Source organism: Sphingomonas bacterium (assembly GCF_903644135.1).
Lineage (GTDB): Bacteria > Pseudomonadota > Alphaproteobacteria > Sphingomonadales > Sphingomonadaceae > Sphingomonas.
On sequence record NZ_CAHJXA010000271.1, the window covers coordinates 1 to 3,985 of the forward strand.

Annotated in this window: 5 protein-coding genes; 3 read left to right on the top strand and 2 right to left on the bottom strand. The window is 70.4% G+C overall.

Going from position 1 to position 3,985, the window contains the following annotated elements:
- The 3 genes from HUU96_RS12715 to HUU96_RS12725 form a co-directional block, all read left to right on the top strand.
- Positions 1-734: M23 family metallopeptidase (locus HUU96_RS12715; RefSeq protein WP_174293137.1), on the top strand; the 734-nt coding region annotated here is incomplete at its 5' end.
- Positions 735-753: 19 nt separating this feature from the next.
- Positions 754-1,977, top strand: a complete 1,224-nt coding sequence (gene tyrS, locus HUU96_RS12720; RefSeq protein WP_174293138.1) for a tyrosine--tRNA ligase — start codon at positions 754-756, stop codon at positions 1,975-1,977.
- Positions 1,978-2,055: 78 nt separating this feature from the next.
- The gene (locus tag HUU96_RS12725; protein ID WP_174293139.1) at positions 2,056-2,367 is read left to right on the top strand and encodes a PilZ domain-containing protein; all 312 of its coding nucleotides are present in this window, start codon (positions 2,056-2,058) and stop codon (positions 2,365-2,367) included.
- On the opposite strand, the gene HUU96_RS12730 is transcribed toward HUU96_RS12725, so the two are convergent.
- Positions 2,364-2,603 carry a hypothetical protein gene (locus tag HUU96_RS12730; RefSeq protein ID WP_174293140.1) on the bottom strand — a complete coding sequence of 80 codons (240 nt, stop codon included), beginning with the start codon at positions 2,601-2,603 and terminating at the stop codon, positions 2,364-2,366. The two genes, HUU96_RS12725 and HUU96_RS12730, sit on opposite strands and share 4 nt — an antisense overlap.
- 31 nt (positions 2,604-2,634) lie before the next feature.
- The coding region (locus tag HUU96_RS12735; RefSeq protein ID WP_174293141.1) for an ATP-dependent DNA helicase RecG at positions 2,635-3,985 on the bottom strand (1,351 nt) is incomplete at its 5' end.

Genomic DNA, 3,985 nt, shown 5'->3' on the forward strand with positions numbered 1-3,985 from the left:
GCCGCCGCCTGCTCATCCCCGGCGGCCGCTATCACCTCGTCCGCCCCGGCCAGAGCGGCATCGCGGTGGCGCGCGCCTATGGCGTGCCGTGGAGCCGCGTGGTGGAGGCGAACGCGCTGGTCGAGCCGTTCATCCTGCGCGCGGGCCAGCGGTTGCTCATCCCCGACCTCACACCCGCGCAGCCCGGCCTCAGCACCGCCGCGCAGCGCGCCGCCGCCTTCCGCCTCGATATCGACGACATCCTGACCGGCGGCGAGCCCGCGCTTGCCCGTCACGCCACCCCCGTTCGCTCCACGGCCGCCACCCGGTCGCTGCCCGTCACCGTCGCGCTCGCGCCGCCGCCCCGGCTAACGGGCGGCGGCTTCGCCTGGCCCGTCACCGGCCGGCTGCTGAGCCGGTTCGGTCCGGGCGCCAGCGGCGAACGGCAGAACGGGGTCAACATCGCCGCCCCGCTCGGCACGCCCGTGCGCGCCGCCGCCGACGGTGTCGTCGCCTATGCGGGCAGCGCCATCCAGTCGCTGGGCGGGCTGGTCATCGTCAAGCACGGCGACAACTGGACCAGCGTCTACGGCTATGCCGCGCGCCTGCTCGTTCAGCGCGGCCAGGCGGTGAAGAAGGGACAGCCGCTCGCCACCTCCGGTCAGACCGGCGCCGCCGACCGCCCCGCCGTCCATTTCGAGCTCCGCCGCGGCCGCACCCCGGTCGATCCGCAGACGCAGTTGCCGCCGCTCTGACGGGCCGCTAGCCGGGCGCATGGCCTATCAGTCCGATCTGCTCCGCCTGCTCGACGAGCGCGGCTACCTCCACCAGCTGACCGACGCTGCCGGGCTGGACGCGCTGGCGAGCCGGCAGGTCGTGCCCGGCTATATCGGCTTCGACGCCACCGCGCCGTCGCTCCACGTCGGCTCGCTCGTCCAGATCATGATGCTGCGCCGGCTGCAACAGGCCGGGCACCAGCCGATCGTGGTGATGGGCGGCGGCACGACGAAGGTAGGCGATCCTTCCGGCAAGGATGAAAGCCGCCAATTGCTCACCAACGATCAGATCCGCGGCAACATCGCCAACATCCGCGTCGTGTTCGAGCGATTCATCACCTTTGGCGATGGCCCCACCGACGCGCTCCTGGTCGACAATGCCGACTGGCTGGATCGCCTAGAATATGTGCCGTTCCTGCGCGATGTCGGCCGTCACTTCACGATCAATCGCATGCTGACCTTCGATTCGGTGAAGGTGCGGCTGGAGCGCGAACAGCCGCTGACGTTCCTGGAGTTCAATTACATGATCCTCCAGGCCTATGATTTCCTGGAACTATCGCGCCGCGTCGGCTGTCGACTGCAGCTCGGCGGCTCGGATCAATGGGGCAACATCGTCAACGGCATCGAACTCTCACGGCGGATCGACGGCGCCGAGCTGTTCGGGGCGACGACGCCACTGATCACCAAGGCCGACGGGTCCAAGATGGGCAAGTCGGTCTCGGGTGCGGTCTGGCTTAATGAGGAGCAGCTATCCCATTACGATTACTGGCAATTCTGGCGCAACACCGACGACCGCGACGTCGGCCGCTTCCTGCGGCTCTTCACCGACCTGCCACTGGCCGAGATCGCGCGGCTGGAAACGCTCCCCGGCGCCGCGATCAACGAGGCCAAGATCGCCCTCGCCAACGCCGCCACTACGCTCTGTCGAGGTGAGAGCAACGCCGCGCAAGCTGCTGAAACCGCACGATTGACCTTCGCCGAGGGCAGCGCCGGTGACGATCTGCCGCGCGTCGCCGTCACCGGCGCGATCGCGCTGGTCGACGCCCTGGTCGCGCTCGGCTTCGCCAGGTCGAAGGGCGAGGCGCGCCGCCTGATCGCCGGCGGCGGCGCCCGCGTCGCCGGCGCCAAGGTGGACGACGAGGCCGCCACCGTCACCGTCGCCGGCGACCCCATCCGCGTCTCCGCGGGCAAGAAGCAGCACGGACTGCTCGTGCCGGCGTAATGCTCCGTTAACCCGGTTCATTCGCACGCTCTTGAGCTTCTCTCGCTCATCTGATCGCCGCGAGGGGCGAACGATATCATGACAAGCGCATCGGCATGGGCGGGGGATGAACGTAGCGAGCCCCGCGAGGCCGTTCACCACCGCGCCCGCGCCACCCACCCCGATGGGCGGCTGTTGCCGCTCCTGATCGTCAACATCTCGCATGGCGGCTTGATGGTCCGCTGCGACGCGCCCTGCGAGCCCGGCGACAAGCTGCGCATCGCCCTGCCCCGCATCGGCGCGGTAGTGGCGGAGGTCCGCTGGGTGCTGGGCGGGCGGCTCGGCTGCCGACTGGAACGCCCGCTCGGAATGGCGGAATATTTGACGCTGCTGTCGGGGCTGACGCGTTAGATCATCAACAATTTGGCAAGCGCGGCACCTGCCGCGATCAAGGCGGCACCCGCCCCCAAGCCCGTGATCAACAATGTAAAAGGCCCGAACCTGGTCTCCTGCAGGACTTTGGACGTCCCCGCTTTCAGGTGCAGCGTCTCGGCATTCAGCTTCTGCAGCTCGGCCTGCATCTTGTCGATCCGCGCGATCTGTTCGCGCAAGTCGAAGAGCGGCGGCTGTTCCGGAAACGTGGCCATGCATCGCAAATAGCGCCGCGTCCAAAGCTTGTCATCCCCCGCGCAACAACTGCACCCCCGCATCCCGATCGAACAGGTACAGCGCCACCCGCGCCGCCTGGCCGCGCGCGCCCTCCAGCCCGCCGTCGCGCTCGATCAGCAGGCGGGCGTCGTCCTGCGCGCAGGCGAGCAGGTCGGCGAGCTGTTCGGGCGGCACGAGGCGGAACGTCGCCTCGCCCGATTGGCGCGTCCCCAGCCACTCGCCGCCGCCACGCAGCCGCAGGTCCTCCTCCGCGATCCGGAACCCGTCGGTGGTCTCGCGCATCAGCGCCAGCCGTGCCCGCGACGTCTCGCTCAGCGCTCGGCCACGCAGCAGCAGGCAGATCGACTGGCCCTCGCCGCGCCCCACCCGTCCGCGCAGCTGGTGGAGCTGCGCGAGGCCGAACCGGTCGGCATGCTCGATCACGATCAGCCTGGCGTTGGGGACGTCGACGCCGACCTCGATCACCGTGGTCGCGACCAGCACGCCCAGCCGCCCGCCCGCGAACGCCGCCATGACGGCGTCCTTCTCGGCCGGCTTCATCCGCCCGTGCACCAGACCGACGCGGTCCCCGAACCGCTCGCGCAGCGCGGCCGCGCGCGCCTCGGCGGCGGCGAGATCGCTGCGCTCGCTCTCCTCGACCAGCGGGCAGACCCAATAGGCCTGGCCGTCATCGGCGAGATGCCGTCCCAGCGCGTCGATCACCTCGTCCAGCCGCTCCGCCGAGACGACGCGCGTCTCGATCGGCTGGCGACCGGGCGGCATCTCGTCGAGCCGGCTCACGTCCATCTCGCCATGCACCGCCAGCGTCAGCGTGCGCGGGATCGGTGTCGCGGTCATCGCCAGCAGATGGGGGCTGCGGCCCTTGGCCTGGAGCATCAGCCGCTCGGCGACGCCGAACCGGTGCTGCTCGTCCACCACCACCAGCTTCAGGTCGCGATAGCCCACCGCCTCCTGGAAGATGGAATGCGTGCCGACCAGGATGTGCACGGACCCGTCCGCCAGCCCCATCAGCGTCGCCTCGCGCACGGCGCCCTTGTCGCGCCCCGTCAGCACCGCGACCTCGACCGGCAGCCCGGCGAAGGTCCGCCGCAGCGACTCGAAATGCTGACGCGCGAGGATCTCGGTCGGCGCGAGCAGCGCGCCCTGCGCGCCGGCCTCCACCGCGATCAGCAGCGCCAGCGCCGCGACCAGCGTCTTGCCCGAGCCGACATCGCCCTGCAGCAGCCGCAGCATCGGCGAGGCTTGCGCCAGGTCGCCCTCGATCTCCGCCACGGTCCGCGCCTGCGCCCCGGTCAACGCATAGGGCAATCGCAGCATCGCCCGGAGCCGTCCGTCGCCGGCCAGCGCCCGCCCCTTGCGC